Here is a 16,703-nt window from a genome sequence, read left to right on the forward strand (position 1 = left end):
TTTCAAAAAAATAAAAACGTTTTTATTGTTTGGGGATCATGATTTGGAGGGGAGAAGAAAAAGTGGATAAATTAGCCGTAGTGCCAACAAACGGAAAGAATCCAATGAGCGGGAAAAAGCCTATGGGGCAGAGGGTCAAAGAATTTGTAATTGATTATAAGAGACAATGGGAAATTCAATCCATGGTCATCCCGGGAATTATTTTTATGATTATCTTTTGTTTTATTCCGATTTACGGATTGACGATTGCTTTTAAAAGCTACACCGTAATTGATACACTCGATTCTGCACCTTGGGTAGGGCTCGATAATTTCAGAATTATTTTATCTGATAAATATTTTTGGGACGCTGTAGTCAATACATTAGGGATCAGCTTTCTGAAATTAGCCATAGGGTTTGTTATTCCTATTATTTTATCCGTTATGATTTACGAATTAAGTGGTGGACGCTTTAAAAAGATAGTGCAAACCATCTCTTATTTACCACACTTTTTGTCCTGGATCGTTCTCGGCGGGATGCTGATTGCCTGGTTTTCCTCATCCGGTATGTTTAATGAGATTATGCTCAGTTTGGGACTGATTTCGAAACCGGTAAATATTTTGCTTGATGCGAATAAATACTGGTGGATTGCAACGTTATCCGATATTTGGAAAGAGGCTGGTTGGGGAACGATTCTCTACTTAGCCATTATGTCGAAAATTGATCCTACTTATTATGAGGCTGCCAAAATAGATGGCGCAAGCCGTATGAGACAAATTTGGAATATCACGCTTCCTAACATGAAACCGATTATCAGTTTAAATCTGATTCTCACTGTAAGCGGTTTATTAGGATCAAATCTGGATCAAACCCTGGTATTGATGAATTCTCAGAACCGCGTTAAGGCGGAGGTCATTAATTCTTATGTGTATCGTATGGGTATGACGCAAGGTGACTTCTCTTATGCTACTGCTGTTGGTTTAGGTGTCTCCATCGTTTCAGTCATCCTACTGATTAGCGCCAACAAAGTATCCAGTAAATTAAATGATAATCAATCAGTTCTGTAGAAGGAGGCATTTCTGTGAATCGTACGGTGGCTAAAGAAGATCTCGATAGTCGAATCTTTAATACCTTAAATATTATCCTGCTCTGTATTTGTACAATCATTATTGTCGTTCCTTTATGGAATGTAGTCATATCCTCTTTAAGCTCGGGCAAGGCGCTTGCGGAAGGCGGATTCATATTTTGGTCTCCAGAGTTCTCCTTGGAAAATTATCGTGCTGTATTTCAAGATGAGACCATTGGTTTAGCATTCGTAGTATCGCTTGCCAAAACATTTATTGGTGTCATTACCCACGTATTCTTTTGTGCCATGATCGGTTATGGCTTGAGTAAGAAATACATACGTGGACGTAAGCTGTATGTTGCCATGGGTGTAATCACTATGTTTTTCTCTGGTGGAATGATCCCTACGTATTTATTGATTAAATCATTAGGCCTCTTAAACAGCTTCTGGGTTTATATTATCCCGGCCTTGTTCAGTTATTATGATGTAGTTATTCTAATGAACTTCTTCAGAAATGTACCGGATTCACTTGAAGAGTCAGCCAAAATTGATGGTGCAGGTGACTGGCGCATTTTCCTGAAAATCTTTATCCCTCTTTCCATGCCGGCTATGGCCACCATTGCGTTATTTAACGGGGTTGGGCAGTGGAACGACTTTATGACTACCAAGTTATATATTACCGATCAATCGCTGTACCCGCTGCAGATGAAGCTCTATGAAATCATTGTTCAGTCGCAAACACAATCCATGCAAAATGTTGGTGGATCTGCGATTATCGAAACTACGACTAAAGGGGTTCAACTAGCAACAATTGTCATTACAACTTTGCCGATTGTTGTGATGTATCCAATATTACAGAGGTACTTTATCTCAGGCATGATGATGGGGGCGGTGAAGGAATAGTAAGTAAATCTCCAAGTAGTGAATGCTTACAAAACATTTTAGGGGGAAACAAAAGATGAACAAAGCATTTGGGAAAAAAGGACTCAAACTTTGTACGGCACTTATGGCTGTTGTATTAGTATTTACAGGTTGTGGATCGAAAGGTAATTCTGACAGCTCCAGTAAAGAGTTAAGCTCCATTGAAGGCCGTTATACTATAGATCCGGAAACACCGGCATGGAAGCTGGATACAAAAAAAGAGACAACAGATCTGACTTGGTACGTGAATGCAGACTGGTGGAATACTGATTTCGGAAAAGACCTTGTCACCAAGAAAATTAAAGAGGATTTAAACATCAACATTAAATTCATTACAGGCGATGACACTAAGCTGAATACGATTTTTGCCGGCGGTGAAATGCCAGATCTGTTGACTATTTTTGATTCCAACTCTCCAGTCGTACAAAAAGCTGCTACCTGGGCATTGCCTTTAAATGATCTGGCAGATAAATATGATCCGTATTTCAATAAAGTTGCAGAAAAAGATACGATGAACTGGTTCCAGTTAGCAGATGGCAAGACCTATGGATACCCTAACTATTCCAATACGCAAAACGATTATGATAGCGGTAACATCCCTGCTAAAACAGCCTTTGTCATCCGCAAGGATGTTTACGAAGCCATTGGAAAACCAAGCTTTGGAACTCCTGAGGAATTCAAGAGCGTTATGCAACAAATCAAAAAACAATTCCCGGACATGATTCCTTTTGGTTTTAACTCCATTGGTTCAGGCACTGGTTCTTTGGGAGATGTATTGGAGGATTTCATCGGAGTGCCGATGGAAACTGAAAATGGCGAGTTCTACAACCGTAACCTAGATGAGGATTACTTGACTTGGTTGAAAACGTTAAATGAAGTCTACAGAAATGGTGACATCAGTGATGACAGCTTTGCTGATGACGGTACTGCCTTTGAAGAAAAAGTGAAATCTGGTAAATATGCAACAATACTTTTGGATGGAACCCCTCAACAAAGTGGTAACCTGCAAATCTTCATGACAGAAAATCCAGGCAAGGAATATATCGCTATTGATGGCCCACAAAGTACTGTTGGACATGAACCAACGTTGAATCAATCCGGAATTACAGGTTGGATGATTAGCTATGTTACTAAAAAGGCTAAGGATCCTGCAAAAGCGATTCAAATTTACACTTATTTGCTCAGCGACGAAGGACAAAAGCTCATGAACTACGGTATTGAAGGAGAGACCTATAAAGTTAATGACAGCGGTAAAATTGAATTCTTGCCTGAAATCAAAGACCTGCAATTAAATAATGCCGATAAATTCAAAAAAGATTACCGGATGGGCGAATTTATGTTCTTTGGACATGACCGTGATAAAGCGCTGAGTAATGACGCATTCGCAGATTCCATTAAACAAATGCAAGAGTGGGGCAAAGGAAAGCTAAAACCACACTTTATTCTTGAAAATATTAACCCGGCTCAAGGAACGCCTGAAGCTCGCAGTCTTACTGCAATTGATACTACTTGGAACACTACGCTTGTAAGTATGATCCGCGCTAAAGACGATGCTACATTCGACAGCACCTTGGCTGCTTACAAAACATTTTTGAATGATAACAACTGGGATAAGATTGTAGAAGTTCGTTCTGAAAAAATGAAAAACAACAAAGAAAAATTAGGCCTTAAATAAGTTAGATAATAGAATGTGGCCCCTTCACTGGGGCCTCTTCATAGAAAAATGGAGGGAAACAACATGCCAGAGCTTAAAATATATCAATCCACCGGGGAGAATACATTGTTTGTAGAGCAAAGTCTGCAACAATTAACTCCAATTGCTGACGCAGAGGCGACCACTACTGTAACTATTGACGAGAATCAAACCTTTCAGGAAATGGATGGCTTTGGAGCATCCTTTACGGATTCATCCGCTTATTTGATTAATCAAGTCCTGGACAACGAACAGAAAAAGGAAGTCATGAGCAAGCTTTTTGACGCACAAGATGGAATTGGTTTGTCCGTATTAAGAAATCCAATGGGGGCATCGGATTATGCTAGAGATATTTATAGCTATGACGATAGACCTGCACAGGAAACGGATACGGAATTAACCCACTTCTCTATCGCACATGATGAAGCAGACATTATCCCTTTGTTGCAACAAGCTCTGGAAATTAACCCTGAGATCAAACTGATGGCTTCTCCATGGAGTGCACCAGGTTGGATGAAGACTAGCGGATCGATGATTGCTGGAGAACTTAAACAAGAATATTATCAGGCTTATGCCGATTATTTTGTTCGATATATTCAAGCTTTTGAAGGGCACGGATTGCCAACTTATGCTGTAACACCACAGAACGAGCCTTTATTTGAACCCAAACACTACCCTAGTATGTTAATGTTGCCTGAGGCGCAAAAAGATTTCATTAAAAACTACCTGAAGCCGAGCTTTGTTAAGCATAACATCGCTACAAAAATTCTCTGCTACGACCACAACTGGGATCGTCCAGATTATCCGTTAACCGTGCTCGATTATGCAAAAGATGAAGTGGATGGTGTAGCTTGGCACTGGTATGGTGGCAATGCGTCAGCGCAATCAGAGGTTCTGAAAGCTTTTGCTGATAAAGAAGTGCATTTTACAGAAGGTTCTGGTGGAGAATGGATTCCTCCGTTTGAACAAGCCTTCTCCAATGTAATGAGAACAGGGATTGATATTCTTAGAAATCATAGTAAATCCTTTGTGTTATGGAATATGGCCTTAGATGAAAAGAACGGCCCAACCGTACCGGGTTTTGGCAAAAGTACTTGTCGTGGTGTTGTGACAGTCAACCAAGAGACCAAGGAGCTTACGTATACACTCGACTATTATGCGCTGGCCCATTTCAGTAAATTTATTCGTCCGAAGGCTGTGCGCATTGACGCCTCCACCAATCAAGAAGTGATTCGTTCCGTAGCTTTTAAGAATACAGATAACTCTATTGCAGTTGTTCTGTTCAACGATAGTGAAAAGGCTGAGAATGTGGCTTTGAACTTGCCGGGAGCGGATGAATTATCTTTCCGTTTGGCGTCAAAAAGTGCTTTATCCATTTTGATAAAATAATTAGAGGACGTAGCTCAGAAGCACTCGAATCTTGATTCGGGTGCTTTTTTTATGAAAATAATCGTATAAAAAATCAATGTTCGGTAAGCAAAGTTTTGAATTTACGGATTTTCAATAATAGTAAATAAAAATGGCAGTCCAGAGCTGAAGTTCAGCGTCTGGACTGCCATTTATTTTTTGTGTAATTGGATTGCGAGTTCTAACGTTCTAAACGGTAACCACCGTGAAATACAGGACCCACATATTCATTAAACGCAAATCCATTACGAATGGCTGCGGAGACAAAATCTTTAGCTTTTGCAACAGCTTCATGAACCGTTAAGCCATTAGCTAGACCGCCTGTAATTGCTGCGGCAAAAGTACATCCAGCTCCATGATTGTGAGCGGGTTCGATTTTGGCTGTTTGGAATACAGTGTACTCAGAACCGTCGAAGAAGATATCAATCGCTTGATCGCCGCCGAGTGCTTTGCCGCCTTTAACCACGACATTACGTGCACCGAGCTTATGAATCAGACGGGCAGCTTCTTTCATTTCCTCAAGGGTAGTAAGTTTGCCAAGACCTGAAAGAACACCTGCTTCAAACAAGTTTGGGGTGACCACAGTTGCTAGTGGTAGCAATAAGTCACGAATAGCCTCAGCGCTGTCAGGGTTCAAGACTTCATCTTCACCCTTGCACACCATAACTGGATCAATAACTACATTAGTCTGAAGATTTTCTTTGATCGCTTGCTCTGCAACGCGCACAATTTCAACACTTCCAAGCATACCTGTCTTCATGGCATTAACCGGGCCACCAGCGAAAATAGTTTTTAACTGCTCAGCAACAATGGAGGCATCAATTGGATAAACATTATGGTGCCAGCCGTTGTCCGGGTCCATAGTAACGATAGTGGTCAAGGCACTAAAGCCGTAGGTACCATACTCTTCAAATGTTTTTAGATCCGCTTGGATGCCTGCGCCACCACTGGAGTCGCTGCCTGCAATAGTTAGAGTTTTAATAATTTGAGTCATGGTTACGTCCCCTTTATATATGTCTGAATTCATAAACAACGCATTGCATTGATTATAACAAAAAATAGCACCTACGTCTTTCTAAAAGCAAGAGCAAGGTTGAAAATACCTTCCTCTAAAAATTCCCGCCCTTAGTCCAGCTTCTCTGCGTTTGGGTCAGCAATGAAGAGCGGTCCATGATTATCTGTAAAGAACTTCATGAGGGTCTCCACTACTTCCTGCTGTGGGGATGTTTGAGCTTGATGTATTCCGATACTGCGGAATAAATAACCCCATTCTCCCTTATCGTAATAGGCAGCACCCTCATCCTGATAGCCGTTCGCGTCTGCTTGAAGCGTATATCTGACCGTTCTTGCTTCAGCTCCGGCAGTACCTAAAATATGCTGTTCGCTAAACTTAAGTGGATTATTAATGGTAAATCCCAGCGCGTCAGCCCATTCGGCTTTTTCCGGAAAATAGGCTCCGATTGCAGTGATGGCACAACCTGTGCAAGTCCAAGCCGTATCTGAATAGTGCATGTTTTGTTCCGGATGGTTCGGATCCTGAAAGGTAACTCCATAAGAACCGTTAGCACCGACAACCGCGGTAGCCTGCCATCCGGCAGGAGCGAGTAGAAGATAACCTCCACCGATATCAGGGCGGTAGACCAGCGTTGCTTCTACTTGGTTTTTCATGTCTTGAGATAAAGCAAAGGTCATTTCAGGTATGGGGGGGATTTCTGTATTTACATATTCGTCACCACTATCAATATGTAGCTGCGCGAGCGTAGTGTGCAGTGGAATGATGACCTGCCCATTATCGGGATCACTGCTCGGAAATTCGAGCATTTCTTGAGTGGAGCTGGGTTTGTTATCTGCTTCATTATTAGTTTGTGCGTTGGTGGATGTAGGTGGTGTGGTAGGTGTACCCCAGTCGAGCCCTTTATATCCAATCAGCAGCACTAGTACAATTACGACGCACAATATTGAAGTTAAGATCCAGCCGTTTCTAACTCCTCTTCGTTTGGATTTCATATATGTTGTACCTCCTTTGATCTTACTTATATAGACCTAAGAATGGAGTGGAAAGTTTCTTACATAACCTTTATATTTCTGAAGTTCTTCATGATCGGGCGGGATAGAGAGGGAGTCCGTTTCTTAAACCCTGCATATCAATATAGAAAGAATTTCAAACAAAGCGTGTAGGAGGGCGAGTATGGTTACGATTAGTTTATGTATGATAGTGCGAAATGAAGAAAAAAGCTTGCACCGATGTTTGTCTACCATTGCAAGTCTCGTAGATGAAATTGTTATCGTGGATACAGGCTCGACGGATAAAACAAAAGAGATTGCGTTGTCCTTCGGAGCTGTAATTTATGATTTTGAATGGATTGATAATTTTAGTGCCGCACGTAATTTTGCCTTTAGCAAAGCTACTCAGGAGTACATTTTGTGGCTTGATGCGGATGATTATATAAAGGAAGAGGATCAGATTCTTTTTAAAAAACTAAAAGAAATCCTGCCAGGACATATTCACAGTGTGAACATGCAATATAATCTGGCTTTTGACGAAGCGGGAAATGTCACAGCTAGTTTACGCCGCAACAGGCTGGTTCGGCGCAGCTGCAACTTTCAATGGATTGGGCCTGTTCATGAGTATTTAGAGGTAAGTGGTCCTTCTTTTAGTAGTGATGTCTGCATCACACATGAGAAAGATAAGGAATACACAGATCGTAATTTGCGGATTTATCAAAAACGTGTTGCACAGGGTGAAGTATTTTCGCCGAGAGACCAGTATTATTATGCGAATGAATTAAGGGATCATGCTATAAATGAAGAGGCTTGCAAATACTATGAGATTTTCTTAGCGGGTGGGCAGGGCTGGATTGAAGATAATTTCCAGGCTTGCCTAAAGCTTGCCGAATGCCGGGAACGGTTGGGGGATAAAGAAGGTGCATTTGAAGCGTTATGTAAAACCTTGCAGTATGATAAACCACGTTCAGAGTTCTGTTGCCGACTGGGGGCACTTCTGCTGGAAAAAGGCCAGTTGCATCCAGCCGCATACTGGTATGAGCTAGCGATTCAGCTACCGCGGGATAACGATTCGATGGGGATGAAGAATGGGATCTTTTATACCTGGCTGCCGCATCTTCAATTGGCACTTTGTTATGATCGTCTCGGCCAACACGAGAAGGCGAATCATCACAATGAAATGGCGTTGAGTTTTTATCCATCCCATCCTAGTATGTTATACAATCGCACCTATTTTAAAAATCTGCTTGGCGATAAATATGTAGCGCTTCAGGCTTAATTTAGTAAAAGAGATGCCCCAGCCGTTCTGATTATGACTGCTGGGGCATTTATGTTTTTTTTGGAGCTTGCAAGATTACTGGCAGTGGGGAACCTTCCCGTGATCCCCGGCAAGCTTCGCGGATTTGCTCCAGATTTCCGCGTAGGAAGCAGCTATCGGACCCAGCTGACCTTAAACGTTGCTTTATGCCACATTTGGAATTCTAACGGACCGCATAGTCGCTATTGACCATAAACACACTCGATTTGGAGCAATATCTCAGGAATAGCTGCACTGGAGTCCGAAACTGTGCTCAAAAGGCGATAAATGGGCAAATAGCGTCATCTGAGTCCGGAAGCATCAGAGGGGAGAGAGTGAAGCGGATAGTTACTGGCGGAGTTGCGCTGTCCTCTTGATCCCCGGCAATCTTCGCTGATTGGCTCCAGATTTCCGCGTAGGAAGTAGCTATCGGAATCAGTTGACCTTAAACGTTGCTTTATGCCAAATTTGGAATTCTAACGGACCGCATAGTCGCTATTGGCCAGAAACACACTCGGTTTGGAGCAATATCTCATGAATAGCTGCACTGGAGTCCGAAACTGTGCTCAAAAGGCGATAAATGGGCAAATAGCGTCATCTGGGTCCGAAAGCACCTGGGGCGAGAGTGGGGCGGGTGGTTACTGGTTGTAAGAGTAAGCTCGGGGAAATGACTCCGGTAGTGTAGGAGAAAAGGCGTGGCGGATGATTACCGGGTGTAAGAGTAAGGTATGAGGTGTAAGATTCCCGGTAGCGTAGGAGTATAGGCGTGGCGGATGATTACTGTGTGTAAGAGTGAAGCGCATAGTTACTGGTGGGGTCTTGGTCGTTTCCCTTGATCCCCGTCAAGCTTCGCTGATTGGCTCCAGATTTCCGCGTACGAAGTAGCTATCGGACCCAGCTGACCTTAAACGCTGCTATATGGCACATTTGGAATTCTAACGGACCGCATAGTCGCTATTGACCTGAAACACACTCGATTTGGAGCAATATCTCAGGAATAGTTGCACTGGAGTCCGAAACTGTGCTCAAAAGGCGATAAATGGGCAAATAGCGTCATCTGGGTCCGGAAGCAGGGGCGAGAGTGGGGCGGATAGTTACTGGTGGTCTTGGGATTTTCTATGATCCCCGGCAAGCTTCGCTAATTAGCTCCAGATTTCCGCGTAGGAAGTAGCTATCGGACCCAGCTGACCTTAAACGCTGCTATATGGCACATTTGGAATTCTAACGGACCGCATAGTCGCTATTGACCAGAAACACACTCGGTTTGGAGCAATATCTCAGGAATAGCTGCACTGGAGTCCGAAACTGTGCTCAAAAGGCGATAAATGGGCAAATAGCGTCATCTGGGTCCGGAAGCACCTGAGGCGAGAGTGGGCCGGGTGGTTACTGGTTGTAAGAGTAAGCTCGGCGTAAATGACTCCGGTAGTGTAGGAGAAAAGGCGTGGCGGATGATTACTGGGTGTAAGAGTAAGGTATGAGGTGTAAGATTCCCGGTAGCGTAGGAGTAAAGGTGCGGTGGATGATTACTGTTTGCAAGAGTGAGGCGGATAGTTACTGGTGGGGTCTTGGTCTTTTCCCTTGATCCCCGGCAAGCTTCGCTAATTAGCTCCAGATTTCCGCGTAGGAAGTAGCTATCGGACTCAGCGGACCTTAAACATTGCTTTATGCCAAATTTGGAATTCTAACGGACCGCATAGTCGCTATTGACCAGAAACACACTCGGTTTGGAGCAATATCTCAGGAATAGCTGCACTGGAGTCCGAAACTGTGCTCAAAAGGCGACAAATGGGCAAATAGCGTCATCTGGGTCCGAAAGCACCTGGGGCGAATGGTTACTGGATGTAAGAGTAAGGTCAGGGGTGTAAGATTCCCGGTAGCGAAGGAGTAAAGGCATTGCGGATGATTACTGTGTGTAAGAGTAAGCTCGGCGTAAATGACTCCGGCAGTGTAGGAGTACAGGCGTGGCGTATGATTACTGGGCGCAAGAGTAAGCTCGTAGGTGGATCATTATCAGCAGCGTAGGAGTAAAGGTAGACAGTAATTAATATTCAGAAGATATCCCAAAGAGGGTAACCAAGCATCCATGAACTAGATGCTTGGTTACCCTCTTTTAGTAAGCTGGATTGTATTGTTGTTCCTTTTTATAATCGTTTGGAGGGAGACCTACCTCTTGTTTGAAAAGCTTGGAGAAATAGGAGTAGTTGCTATAGCCGACTTTGTTCGCGACGGTATATACAGACATATTTGTGGTTTCTAATAGATGTTTCGCAGCAGCGATTCGGACGTGGATGACGTAGCTTCCTAATGAAACCCCAGTTTCTCGTTTGAATATCCTCGCCAGGTAATCAGGATTGAGATAAACAATTTCAGCCAAATCATTTCGGGTCAGATCATCGCCGTAATGTGAATGAATGTATTGTTTGATTTCTTCTGCGACGGACTTAGGCTGGGCAGCAAAGTCACGATATTTCATGGCTGTAGTGACAAGGTATTTAAGATATTCTTCCATATCCTCGATTGAATCCAAAGAGTGCATAGATAATTTATCATTAGTTTTGCCAGAGTATAATTTGTGCGATCGTATCCCTTTCAGATTGAGAAATGAATAGACTAGCTGAACTACATCTAAACGGAACAAGCTAAGGACAGAGGTCTCAAGTGTTCTATTGTTAAGCATGACCTTTAAATATTGTGTAACTTCTTCAAGAAAAGCAGTGAATTTATTCTGGTTCAGCAGCTCTTCCAAATAGGCAAGATCCGGTGGTGTATAGCCCGGTTTATTTTGCTGCAGATAAGCCTCCACCAAAAAGGTCTGATTTCTGCATCTCGTAATTTCTTCATCCATAGTCAGGGATTGTTTTAGAACATTCCCTACATTACTCAGTTTATCGTATAAGCCAATATTGCAGCAGACATCACATTTTAAATAAGGATTCGCCTTTTGAATAAAAGAAGAACATAATGCTTCAAGCCGTTGCGTGTCTGGTGCCTGGTTCCATTTTAAAATGGCGATCCAGTTATAATCTCTATATTCCAGAATGCTTTCGATGGTAAAACAAGGGTGCTGAAACAATTCGTACAATACATTTAGCAGGGCAAAATCAAACAGATCCTTTTCTTCTTTTCCCATGCTGCCATTGTAAGGGAATAAGTTAAATATCAAAGGCTGTAGAGTATCGCTCATTTGATAGGAGAGGTTTTGTTCTTCAATGGCATGTGTGATGTCTGCCAACTTAATCGGAAATGATGTACTGCCACTGACTAGCTTCCGCCAAAAATGCTCAAGAATCTTCGCCTGATTTTTTTGCCAAAAGTAACCGCCCTGAATGGCTTTTTCGTTTTTTTGCTGCTCTTTTGCTTGGGTGACCGCCTTTTGGATGATCAACATCAGCTTGTCAAATTCAATGGGTTTGAGGAAATATTCAAAGCTCTGCAATTCGATTGCTTTCTGCGCATAGTTGAAATCTGCATAATTGGTAAGAAGAATAGTCTGAATACTATAATTTCCCTCGCGAATCCATGCCAGTAATTCCAGTCCGCTGCCCTGCGGCATTTCAATATCTGAAATCAGAATTTGAACAGAATGCTTTTCTATTATTTCACGTGCTTGAGCGACATTATTAGCCGTATAAACAGTATCAATGTGGAGTGATTCCCAATCTATTTTCTTTTGCAATGCGGCAATAACATAAAAGTCATCATCAACAAGCAGTACATTCATAGTTTGCTCTCCATTCATTTAGATTTATTAGGAAGCTTCGGAAGATATAAGATTACACTAGCGCCGCCGCCCTCCAAATTGGAGAAGGTGACGGTTGCTCTTTTTAAATATAGGTACTCTAGTCTTTTAAGCGTATTCATAATGCCGATTTGCGTACCTTTACTTTGATCCAAGGGCTCTCCAAGATTAAGTTTCTCTAACACCTGAGGTGGAAAACCGGGACCGGTATCGGTGAGCTGGATAATGAGCATTTCTTCTTCCTGCTCCATCTGTAATCGTTGTACTGTAAGTCTGATCTCGGCTTCATGTTCGCGTGAAATCGCATATTTAATTGAATTTTCGATAAAGGTTTGCAGCACTAACGGTGGAATTTCCACACTGCCTGCCTGATCCTCTTGTTCGATGTAATAAATAAATGCGTCCTGATAACGTTGCTTTTGAATCTCCAAGTAGGTTCGGACATGCTCGATTTCATCCTCCAACCGGACAAAATTCTCGCCATTCTGAAAAATGTAACGGAAATACTTAGAGGTAGACAACGTCATATTTTCAATTTCTTTATACATATGAATTTGCGCCATGCTATAGATGCTAGTCAGACAGTTTAAGAAAAAGTGTGGTTTAATCTGTAGCTTCATATAGTCCAGCTGTATTCTTTGTTTCTCCAGTTCCTGCTCGTACATAGCGATTTTAAAGGTTTTGATTTGTTCAACCAAGCCTTTAAACTGAGTGTTTGCCTGTTCCAGCTCTATAATCTCACTGCTTTTGAAATCTGCGGGTTGCCCAGACTCATTAATGAAGGCAAGGTTATCGGAGAAGCTTTGAATCGGACCTAACACTCTTTTTTTGAAAAAGAGCAGAACAATGCATAACGTGGAGGTCACAATGAAGAACAATAACATAATAAGCAGCTGGGCAATCATGATTTTTTCGAATATGCCATATTTAATGACCATTTTGGTGCTGAAGGTGGTGTCTGAGAATGCGCTGTTGATGGTTGTACGCGATTGCAAAAGATTAGCGAATCCCCCATTTTCCGTTATTAACGTTCCGCTATTGGAGATCGGACTGGTTAAAGGCTGTTCATTCTCATCTACTAGAGAAACATAACCATTGGCGCCAAGATTAATTTGGCGTAGCGGCCGGATCAGATTATCTGCGGAGATCAGTCCAATTAAATAGCGATTGTAATAGGGCACGATATTAATTACATAATAATGGTTGTTCACAAGAATAGGCGTCCATTTGGAATAAAACTTCTCATACATCTCCTTATCATCAATATAAGAAATAATCTTCTTTTTCAGCTCCCTGTAATCCGTATAGCTTACGCTGATCGGTGCACAATTCAAAAAATAGGTCTCATTTTTCAAATAGTAGAAGAAGTTATACTCATGCCCGTAGTTTTTTTGCAGCTCGGTAAAGCGTTTGAACAGATTATCATTTGCTTTTAAGAACTCGATACTGTTGACCCCGTAAGTATTCATCGTTAGTAAGCTCTCATCGTTCCCAAGCGTCCAGCCCATATAGTGATTAATGTAGGCAAAATCATGATTAATACGATTGATGTAAAGCGCCGCAGTATCCTGCAAATTTCGAGTGGACTGCTGCTTAACGATGGAAATGGAAGCGATGCTGATTCCTAAATCCAGAATAAGGACTGTGAATGAAACCAACATCATGACTTTTATATAATGGCGAATGGGGTAGGTTTTGTGTTTCACTGTTTTTTTGATCATAAAGTCATTATAAAACCTCTGCGTGAAAAAAACATAAGAACTCGCTATCGATTCCCCTCAAAGTCCGGATAGCACATACAGAAGTCGGGATACTGTTATTAAATCTCCCCAAGTAGAGCATTTAGCTTTTGTATTTTTTGTAAGCGAATTCAAAGGTCTGGATAACCGTCTTAATGTGTCCGGAATACGAAAAAATAAGAAGTTATTATAAAGCTATTCAGATGCATTTTGATAAATTGAAATGGGGGATTAAGAGATGAGTCAACACAGTAAGAAAAAAACTGCAAAGAAATGGACTGTGGGTCTGCTGGCGGCTGCGATGGTATTTGGAATTGCTGGCTGCGGCGGTAACAAAGGGAATAATGCAGCGACAAATGAAACGAGCAGCTATAACAAAGAAGGCTTGCCGATTGTGAATGAGCCTGTGACACTTAAAGTGCTGACTGTCCGTTGGGGGAGTATGGGGGACACCTTTACGCAAAACCAATGGCTGAAGGATCTGGAGAAAAATACGAATGTCAAAATCGATTGGCAAGTAATGTCCTCCAATGACTGGGGTGAGCAGAAGTCCATTATGCTGGCAAGTGGCACGCTTCCGGATATCGTTTTGGGAGATCAAACCTTTGGGGATGCCGATATCGTAAATAATCTGAGCTTTTTCCGGCCGCTTGATGATTATATTGAGCAAAATATGCCTAATCTCAAAGCAGCTATGGAAGAAACCCCAGAAATGAAAAAAATCAGCACATTTCCTGACGGAAAAATCTACTCCCTGCCAACAAGACTTCCTGCACGTCCAAAAAGCTCACGTCAGCCTGTGATTAACAAGACCTGGCTGGACAAATTGGGCTTGAAGGTGCCTGAAACGATTGATGAGCTTTATAACGTGCTCAAAGCTTTTAAAGAACAAGATCCGAATGGGAATGGAAAACAAGATGAGATTCCTTTTATTGAAATTGGTAATGACTTGATTAGTCCTTTCGGAATTGCCGATTTAAATAACAATAATATGATCATCAAGGACGGAAAAGCGATATATTTCCCTATTTCGGAGGAGTTCAAAGAAGGTCTCAAATGGGAAAATAAATTGTATGCGGAAGGCTTGCTAGATAAAGAGGTATTCACTCAGGACGATACGATGAGATCGGCTAAGTTCCAGAATCCGGATGCTCCAATCGTAGGCTTTACGTACCAATGGACTCCAGACGCCGTGTTTGGGAAATGGAGCGATCAATATGTGACGATTCCACCGATTGCCGGACCAGATGGTAAACGTTATACGATCGGGAATCCGATTGGGATGAATCTTAACCGTAATGAGCTGCTGATCACCACGTCCTGCAAATATCCTGAGGTTGCCGCACGTTGGGCAGATCAGTTCTATACTGACGAAGCGAGCATTCAGAATTTCTGGGGTGCGATTGGAACGGTTATTAAGAAAAACGATGATAGCACTTATACATTGGTGGATCCACCAGCTGGAACCAGCGCAGATGCTTGGTATTGGGATCAATCGCTACGTGATTTTGGACCGAAATATGTGAGCCCATCCTTTGAATCGAAAATCGTCCTGAACCCTGAAAGTGGAGATGGACTGAAGCTGCAACTGGATAAGCTGGGCAGTGAATATGTAACCACACCTTTCCCTAACGTAATGTACACTTCTGAGGAGTTCGAGGAGCTGCCAACCTTGACTACGGATATCGACAGCTATGTGAATACTATGCGGGCGCAATTTATTAGCAAAGGCGGAATTGACGAGGGCTGGGATGATTATGTGAGCAAGCTTAATAAAATGGGACTTGAAAAGTTAGTTAAGATTCGCACGGATGCTTACAGCCGTTATATGAACGTGAAATAACCTATTCGTCTTTCGAAAAAGGTGCTGCCCTGCAGGATAGCTGTGGGGTAGCATTCTCTATTTTAAATAAGGAGGGGATGTCATGAAATCTAGTCCACTTCATTTCGGGCGGAAATTCGGACAAATCAAACAAAATTGGGGTCTCTATCTATTGCTTTTCCCTGCTGTAGTTCTGACGCTATTATTCGCGTACAAGCCAATGTACGGGGTGCTGATTGCTTTCAAGGATTATAGCCCGGCGTTGGGAATTGGAGGCAGCCCTTGGGCTGGATTCAAGTACTTCGAGAAATTTTTTCATTCCTATCAATTTTCATCAACGATTAAAAATACATTGATCATCAGTGTATACAGTCTGATTACCTTTCCGATTCCAATTATACTGGCGCTGATGGTTAACCAGATGAGACCAAACCGGTTCAGACGTTTTTTCCAGACGGTGTCCTATATGCCGCACTTTATCTCCACGGTAGTAATGGTGGGTTTAATGATGATTTTGTTCTCACCTAGCACCGGACTGCTGGGCAATATATATAGTCTTTTTGGAAAAGAGGCTCCTGATCTGATTGGCTCCGCTGGATTATTCAGCAGTGTGTATGTTTGGTCAGATGTGTGGCAGCATGTCGGCTGGGACAGCATTATCTTTATCGCTGCGCTCTCCGCAGTTGATCCTAGCTTGTACGAGGCGGCAACCGTAGACGGAGCAAGCCGGATGCATAAAATTCGTTATATCGATATTCCGATGCTGATGCCAACAGCGATAACCTTGCTTATTTTGCGGGTCGGTGGATTGCTTGGGGTTGGGTTTGAAAAAGTGTACTTAATGCAAAATGACTTGAACATCACTTCAAGCGAAATTCTTTCTACTTATGTCTACAAAATTGGCTTGCTCAGCAGTCAATACAGCTTTTCCTCGGCGATCAACCTGTTTAACACCGTTATTAATTTTATTTTATTGATCATGGTCAATCAGATTTCTAAAAAACTAAGCGAAAATAGCTTGTGGTAGAAGGGAGGA

Annotated in this window: 12 protein-coding genes; 8 read left to right on the forward strand and 4 right to left on the reverse strand. The window is 42.3% G+C overall.

What is annotated here, in order from left to right:
* The first annotated feature begins 104 nt into the window (after positions 1-104).
* The 4 genes from MKY54_RS11700 (at position 105) to MKY54_RS11715 (ending at position 5,048) form a co-directional block, all read left to right on the forward strand.
* On the forward strand, positions 105-1,046 hold the full coding sequence (locus tag MKY54_RS11700) for an ABC transporter permease subunit (protein ID WP_036689816.1): 942 nt from the start codon (positions 105-107) through the stop codon (positions 1,044-1,046).
* A 14-nt stretch (positions 1,047-1,060) separates the two neighbouring features.
* On the forward strand, positions 1,061-1,948 hold the full coding sequence (locus MKY54_RS11705; RefSeq protein ID WP_036689738.1) for a carbohydrate ABC transporter permease: 888 nt from the start codon (positions 1,061-1,063) through the stop codon (positions 1,946-1,948).
* Between the two features lie 55 nt (positions 1,949-2,003).
* Complete coding sequence (locus MKY54_RS11710; RefSeq protein WP_038569996.1) at positions 2,004-3,641, forward strand: sugar ABC transporter substrate-binding protein; 1,638 nt, start codon at positions 2,004-2,006, stop codon at positions 3,639-3,641.
* A 63-nt stretch (positions 3,642-3,704) separates the two neighbouring features.
* Positions 3,705-5,048 (forward strand): glycoside hydrolase family 30 beta sandwich domain-containing protein, encoded by a 1,344-nt coding sequence (locus MKY54_RS11715; protein ID WP_036689741.1) that lies wholly within the window; start codon positions 3,705-3,707, stop codon positions 5,046-5,048.
* Between the two features lie 199 nt (positions 5,049-5,247).
* Here the strand turns inward: MKY54_RS11715 and thiD are convergent, their stop codons facing one another.
* Positions 5,248-6,060 (reverse strand): bifunctional hydroxymethylpyrimidine kinase/phosphomethylpyrimidine kinase, encoded by an 813-nt coding sequence (gene thiD, locus MKY54_RS11720; RefSeq protein WP_038570000.1) that lies wholly within the window; start codon positions 6,058-6,060, stop codon positions 5,248-5,250.
* A gap of 131 nt (positions 6,061-6,191) precedes the next feature.
* Positions 6,192-7,073 (reverse strand): DUF4850 domain-containing protein, encoded by an 882-nt coding sequence (locus MKY54_RS11725; RefSeq protein ID WP_339190556.1) that lies wholly within the window; start codon positions 7,071-7,073, stop codon positions 6,192-6,194.
* Between the two features lie 181 nt (positions 7,074-7,254).
* Between MKY54_RS11725 and MKY54_RS11730 the strand changes: the two genes are divergently transcribed.
* Together MKY54_RS11730 and MKY54_RS11735 are read left to right on the forward strand one after the other, a co-directional pair.
* Complete coding sequence (locus MKY54_RS11730; RefSeq protein ID WP_076280456.1) at positions 7,255-8,349, forward strand: glycosyltransferase family 2 protein; 1,095 nt, start codon at positions 7,255-7,257, stop codon at positions 8,347-8,349.
* Between the two features lie 1,911 nt (positions 8,350-10,260).
* A complete protein-coding gene (locus tag MKY54_RS11735; protein ID WP_256715861.1) occupies positions 10,261-10,389 on the forward strand; it encodes a hypothetical protein in 129 nt (42 codons plus the stop codon).
* 88 nt (positions 10,390-10,477) lie between these two features.
* Here the strand turns inward: MKY54_RS11735 and MKY54_RS11740 are convergent, their stop codons facing one another.
* On the reverse strand, positions 10,478-12,088 hold the full coding sequence (locus tag MKY54_RS11740; protein ID WP_076193819.1) for a helix-turn-helix domain-containing protein: 1,611 nt from the start codon (positions 12,086-12,088) through the stop codon (positions 10,478-10,480).
* A 14-nt stretch (positions 12,089-12,102) separates the two neighbouring features.
* Positions 12,103-13,827, reverse strand: coding sequence for a sensor histidine kinase (locus MKY54_RS11745; protein WP_254847626.1), 1,725 nt, complete (start codon positions 13,825-13,827; stop codon positions 12,103-12,105).
* Positions 13,828-14,083: 256 nt separating this feature from the next.
* Between MKY54_RS11745 and MKY54_RS11750 the strand changes: the two genes are divergently transcribed.
* The gene (locus MKY54_RS11750) at positions 14,084-15,688 is read left to right on the forward strand and encodes an extracellular solute-binding protein (RefSeq protein WP_076193821.1); all 1,605 of its coding nucleotides are present in this window, start codon (positions 14,084-14,086) and stop codon (positions 15,686-15,688) included.
* Between the two features lie 82 nt (positions 15,689-15,770).
* A complete protein-coding gene (locus MKY54_RS11755; RefSeq protein WP_076130366.1) occupies positions 15,771-16,694 on the forward strand; it encodes an ABC transporter permease subunit in 924 nt (307 codons plus the stop codon).
* The last annotated feature ends 9 nt before the right edge of the window (positions 16,695-16,703 follow it).

This window comes from Paenibacillus sp. FSL P2-0121, from assembly GCF_037975345.1.
Taxonomy (GTDB): domain Bacteria; phylum Bacillota; class Bacilli; order Paenibacillales; family Paenibacillaceae; genus Paenibacillus_AQ; species Paenibacillus_AQ odorifer.

Excerpts from the sequence above, each read along its gene's own strand:
- MKY54_RS11700 (WP_036689816.1), top strand. The coding sequence starts at position 105 with ATGAGCGGGAAAAAGCCTATGGGGCAGAGGGTCAAAGAATTTGTAATT.
- MKY54_RS11710 (WP_038569996.1), top strand. The coding sequence starts at position 2,004 with ATGAACAAAGCATTTGGGAAAAAAGGACTCAAACTTTGTACGGCACTT.
- MKY54_RS11715 (WP_036689741.1), top strand. The coding sequence starts at position 3,705 with ATGCCAGAGCTTAAAATATATCAATCCACCGGGGAGAATACATTGTTT.
- thiD (WP_038570000.1), bottom strand. The coding sequence starts at position 6,060 with ATGACTCAAATTATTAAAACTCTAACTATTGCAGGCAGCGACTCCAGT.
- MKY54_RS11725 (WP_339190556.1), bottom strand. The coding sequence starts at position 7,073 with ATGAAATCCAAACGAAGAGGAGTTAGAAACGGCTGGATCTTAACTTCA.
- MKY54_RS11730 (WP_076280456.1), top strand. The coding sequence starts at position 7,255 with ATGGTTACGATTAGTTTATGTATGATAGTGCGAAATGAAGAAAAAAGC.
- MKY54_RS11740 (WP_076193819.1), bottom strand. The coding sequence starts at position 12,088 with ATGAATGTACTGCTTGTTGATGATGACTTTTATGTTATTGCCGCATTG.
- MKY54_RS11745 (WP_254847626.1), bottom strand. The coding sequence starts at position 13,827 with ATGATCAAAAAAACAGTGAAACACAAAACCTACCCCATTCGCCATTAT.
- MKY54_RS11750 (WP_076193821.1), top strand. The coding sequence starts at position 14,084 with ATGAGTCAACACAGTAAGAAAAAAACTGCAAAGAAATGGACTGTGGGT.
- MKY54_RS11755 (WP_076130366.1), top strand. The coding sequence starts at position 15,771 with ATGAAATCTAGTCCACTTCATTTCGGGCGGAAATTCGGACAAATCAAA.